Annotated in this window: 5 protein-coding genes; 1 reads left to right on the forward strand and 4 read right to left on the reverse strand. The window is 34.5% G+C overall.

Going from position 1 to position 4,475, the window contains the following annotated elements; genetic code table 11:
• Window positions 1-55 precede the first annotated feature (55 nt).
• Genes OCV63_RS17090 through dcm form a run of 3 tightly spaced genes read right to left on the reverse strand, consistent with a single transcriptional unit; the run spans window position 56 to window position 2,464 of the window.
• The gene (locus OCV63_RS17090) at window positions 56-316 is read right to left on the reverse strand and encodes a hypothetical protein (RefSeq protein WP_158365412.1); all 261 of its coding nucleotides are present in this window, start codon (window positions 314-316) and stop codon (window positions 56-58) included.
• Window positions 317-344: 28 nt separating this feature from the next.
• Complete coding sequence (locus OCV63_RS17095) at window positions 345-1,232, reverse strand: Eco47II family restriction endonuclease (protein ID WP_158365414.1); 888 nt, start codon at window positions 1,230-1,232, stop codon at window positions 345-347.
• Window positions 1,232-2,464, reverse strand: a complete 1,233-nt coding sequence (dcm, locus tag OCV63_RS17100) for a DNA cytosine methyltransferase (RefSeq protein WP_158365416.1) — start codon at window positions 2,462-2,464, stop codon at window positions 1,232-1,234. The genes OCV63_RS17095 and dcm overlap by 1 nt, the downstream gene beginning before the upstream one ends.
• Before the next feature lie 178 nt (window positions 2,465-2,642).
• On the opposite strand from dcm, the gene OCV63_RS17105 reads away from it, so the two are divergent.
• A complete protein-coding gene (locus OCV63_RS17105; RefSeq protein ID WP_158365418.1) occupies window positions 2,643-3,098 on the forward strand; it encodes a very short patch repair endonuclease in 456 nt (151 codons plus the stop codon).
• A gap of 143 nt (window positions 3,099-3,241) precedes the next feature.
• Here the strand turns inward: OCV63_RS17105 and OCV63_RS17110 are convergent, their stop codons facing one another.
• Window positions 3,242-4,303 carry a HEPN domain-containing protein gene (locus OCV63_RS17110; protein WP_158365420.1) on the reverse strand — a complete coding sequence of 354 codons (1,062 nt, stop codon included), beginning with the start codon at window positions 4,301-4,303 and terminating at the stop codon, window positions 3,242-3,244.
• Window positions 4,304-4,475: the final 172 nt, after the last annotated feature.

Below are 4,475 nucleotides of genomic sequence, written 5' to 3' on the forward strand. Positions count from 1 at the left end.
AATCATTAGGATATTTGAGTCCTATAGAGTACAGACATAGACTTGGATTGGTCACTTAGATAGTCCAAGAAAATGTCCGCACCCTCTCTCGTGAAATATTTCCCATTAGTAATTCTATCTCAAGTTTTGATATTCCAAATTTTTTATATAATTTATTTAATTTTTCTTCTGATAAAAGTGCAGTGCAATCATTCTTTAGCATCAACAATTCCTCAGCCTTTACCCCATTTTCTCTTAATATCCTTTTTACCTCATCCTCTTTTATCCCCTTTTTCTCCATTTGAAAAATAATAGCATCATATATTGTATAAAACATAATCCTTCCCTACATGTCATTCTATATCCTATCGGTTAATCGGTGCTCTTTCCACATATTCATAAATACGTTTAAGCATTTCATCTTTACCTGTTCCCAATTCTGGTTGCACTGTATCATTAAAGCCCATATATGTGCTAAATCCTAACATATACACAGCCATCGCCATTGCCAATTCATCATCCTTTTCGCAATACAACACTGCAACTTTCCTTAAATCTTCAATAACGGTATCATGAGGCACCTTCACACCACTCTCTTCATTTACAACCTCTTTGATTGTCTGAGGCAGTACCATACACATCTTATAAAATGCGTTTTCTTCCCCTGTGAGAATCGCATAGAACTGATCCATACTAACACGGCGAATCAATCTATGCTGCACATTTTTACCATCGACCTTCGTTGTCCACTTGATATTTTGAGATTTTTTCGCAATAGCCTCAACAAGCAAGCATGCACAATCATCATCTTCCAAGATCTGACCCTGCATTTTTATATATGTTTTTGCTGAAGATGCTGAATTCATTGTGTTATGCTTATTTTTCATCTCTACATATAAAGTATGTACAATATCTCCATCTGGCATTTGTATTCCATTCGGATTTTTATATATTACATCCCATCCGGCCTGCGGTACCTCACACCCATTAAAGTATGAAAAGATGTTCTGATGAAAATATCCTATATCATTATTATTCGACTTATCTCTTTGTCTGAAAATTTCGTTATTTACAATTTCTTCCCAACTTGTACAATATACAGATTTATCAAAAATCAATTTAATCGGATCGATTAAATTGCTGTTGAACCTCCTCAAATCATACGATTCCAGTTTCTCACCATATTTCATAATGGTTGCACGTACATGCTTTTTAAAATCTTCTTCAGATATAAAATTTAAATTCCAATCCATTATTTTACCCCCTCTAACGCTTTGCGTATTTCCACCGCAATATCATATGCCAAATTTACCGGAACTGCATTTCCAACCTGCTTATATTGTGACTGCACACTTCCACAAAATTGCCAGTCGTCTGGGAATGTCTGACATCTAGCATTTTCGCGTACAGTAAACGGCCTCGCCTCTAACGGATGGCACCTCTCTGTCTGTTTTTGAGACGGTGAAGTTAATACTGTCAACGATGGTTCATCCAGGCTCATTCTACGAAGTATTCCTGTCCTGCCACCTTCCATGTCCCAACAACTCTTCATATACGCTTTCGCAATTTCCGGATCAATATCTCTCCAATATCCTCCTGCTGGTACCAATTCAAATATTTTTCTCTTATTCTCCCCGTAAGGAATTCCTGGGCCTTCCGGACAATCCAATAACACATCCCTTAAAACCGGCTTGTATTCATGCTCTTTCGGGAAAGAATATGAAATCTTATCTAAGAGATCATTCCGTATTCCGATTGTAATTAGCCTCTCTCTCTTTTGCGGAACGCCAAAATCCCATGCATTCATTACCTTTTTCTGAATTGTATAACCAGCTTCTTCAAAAATATTTTTTATAGTTGCATATGTTCTTCCTTTATCATGCGTTAATAATCCTCTAACATTCTCAAATAAAAACATCTTCGGCTGCAATTTTTCCAAAAACGTCGCATAATGATAAAAAAGTGTTCCTCTTGCATCCTCTAACCCCAATCTTTTTCCTGCATAAGAAAAGGCCTGACAAGGTGCGCCGCCGGATAATAGATCCAGTTCACCTTTTTTTATTCCAAAATATTCTTCCAAATCTAATCCAGAGATATTAGCTATGTCATCGTTGATAACATTCCACTCTGGGCGATTTGCCTTTAGTGAATCCGCTGCATCTTTATCAAACTCAATTAAACCTAAAGTTTTAAATCCCGCTTTTTCTATTCCTAATGCCAAACCACCTGCTCCTGCAAATAATTCTATGGTTGTATAGTCGTTCTTTTTTACTTCAATCTTTGCATCATTTTGTATTTCCACCACATCTTCAATTTTACAATTCAAAGTAAAACAAATCTTTTCTATTGTTTCAAATGACACTGGCTCATTTTTCCCTAATCTTGCTAACACATTAAAACTGATACCTGACGCTTCTTTTAGTTCTGTACGATTCATCCTCTTATCAATCAATAATTTCCATAATTTATCATAACAAATTGACATTTTTGTCCCTCCAAGTTGAAATAATACTGTTTATATTCTACCATATCTATAAATTAGCAACAAGCACTTTCTCACCATATCGTTAGATCTTCTCTTTTATACATCTTATCCACTATTGCCACTCTCTATATTTTTTGTTAAGATAAATTATATAATTCGAAGTAGAGGTGTGTTCTATATGCCCAGAGACGCTGCCACAGTTTCAAAAAATATGAGCAAAATCCATAGCCATGATACTTCTATCGAAGTTCAGCTGCGTAAGGCTTTATGGCACAAAGGATATCATTACCGTAAAAATTACAAAGTTCTCCCCGGTTCTCCTGACATAGTCCTCACCAAATATAAAATCGCCATATTCTGTGACAGTGAATTCTTCCATGGTAAAGACTGGGAAATTTTAAAACTTCGTCTTGAAAAAGGCAAAAATCCAGATTTCTGGATTAAGAAAATTGAGCGGAACCGCCACCGGGATTATGAAAATGACAAAAAGCTTTTATTCTTAGGTTACACGGTTTTCCATTTCTGGGGGCAGGATATTATTAAACATACTGATGAATGTATACAAGCTATTGAAGAATCCATCTGGGATAGTACATTATCCTGTTCATCTATAGAATATGATACTACAGAATAAATTATCTCTACATGAAAAAAGCTCTCCTTGAACTCTTTTCATGCACTACACATTCTTTTCAACGTTGCCTATGCCACCGTTGCACTATATCCCTGTACTAATGTAACGGTGGCAACAAAATCGCTCTTAATAATTTACTATCTTTAAAAATTTTCGGCACTTTTTGAAAATTGTTTTGCTTCCTCATTCAATTCTTCTGCAGACTCAAACGCAGCCGCTATTTTCATATAATTTGACGTACTAATATAATTTATGCTTTTTCCTATTTCCTTTATTGTTTCAGCATTTTTTTGTGCTGCTTCAGCAAAACTAGAAATATAGCTCTCTTTTATTGAAACAACCATATGCTGAACCATTTTATTAATATTTTCTATCATTTTCGTCCAATCGTAATTTTCTAGTATAGCTTCTCTCATTCGTTTTCCTACAGTTAATGCAAAACTACTCAAAATATCCACAGCTTCTACATTTTCAAAGTCTTTGCATTCAAGTTCAGAAATTGCTATTCTCAAGTCCTTATTCAATTTATTCATTTTTTTATTTATATCATCATATTCCTTTTTACTAACTTTTTTCGAATGCGCCACTTTGTTTCTACACTGATGTATTTCCAAAATCTGCTTTTCCCATGTTTCCTGTTTTCCAACCATCCCAAAATTTCTTTCCCATAAACTACGCGGCCTCATTTCTTCTATCAAATTACATAGTTCATCCTTTTCCTTTCTCTTAAGAACTTCGGCATCTAACTTTTCATTAAAAAATGTCTGATAATTCACCTCTCGTTTATCAAACAAGTAACTTTCCATTGCAGCTAAATCTAACTGCTCCAAAGTTTCACTCAATGACAATGCCCCTTTCGCTGTCCTTTTCATATCATTTAATTTTTCTGTTGGAATTGTTTCATTTCTCCAATTAATTCCAAATGCTTTTGTCAATACCAAAAGAATCAATTGTCTTAATTGTCTTTCAAATGCCCCATATTTAGGATACAACTTTTCACAAAATGCTGCAGATACGCCATCATATACTCGAACGATATTTATGTACCTCTGTTCTGTTGACTCTAGCAAACACTTATCTAAATGCAATAGTACTTCCGTTCCTCTATTGACCCTAAGTTTAGATATAATTTCTAAATAGTATCTTTGTGAATTTTTCTTATTTCGAATAGTGTATTGCACCTTTTCACCTTCATCACTCCACAAATACCCTTCTCTCCGTTCATATTCGCTACTATCTAAACATGAAAGGATTATTTGCTCTGTAGTTCGTTTCTCGTCTATATTATTTATTATAAATTTTATATCTAATTTGCGATTATCCGCATAAACACTATACTTTCAAGCACTTTGAAGTATAGAAAATTATTTAATTTAC

The sequence above is a fragment of the Laedolimicola ammoniilytica genome (assembly GCF_025567165.1).
Classification (GTDB): Bacteria; Bacillota; Clostridia; order Lachnospirales; family Lachnospiraceae; genus Laedolimicola; species Laedolimicola ammoniilytica.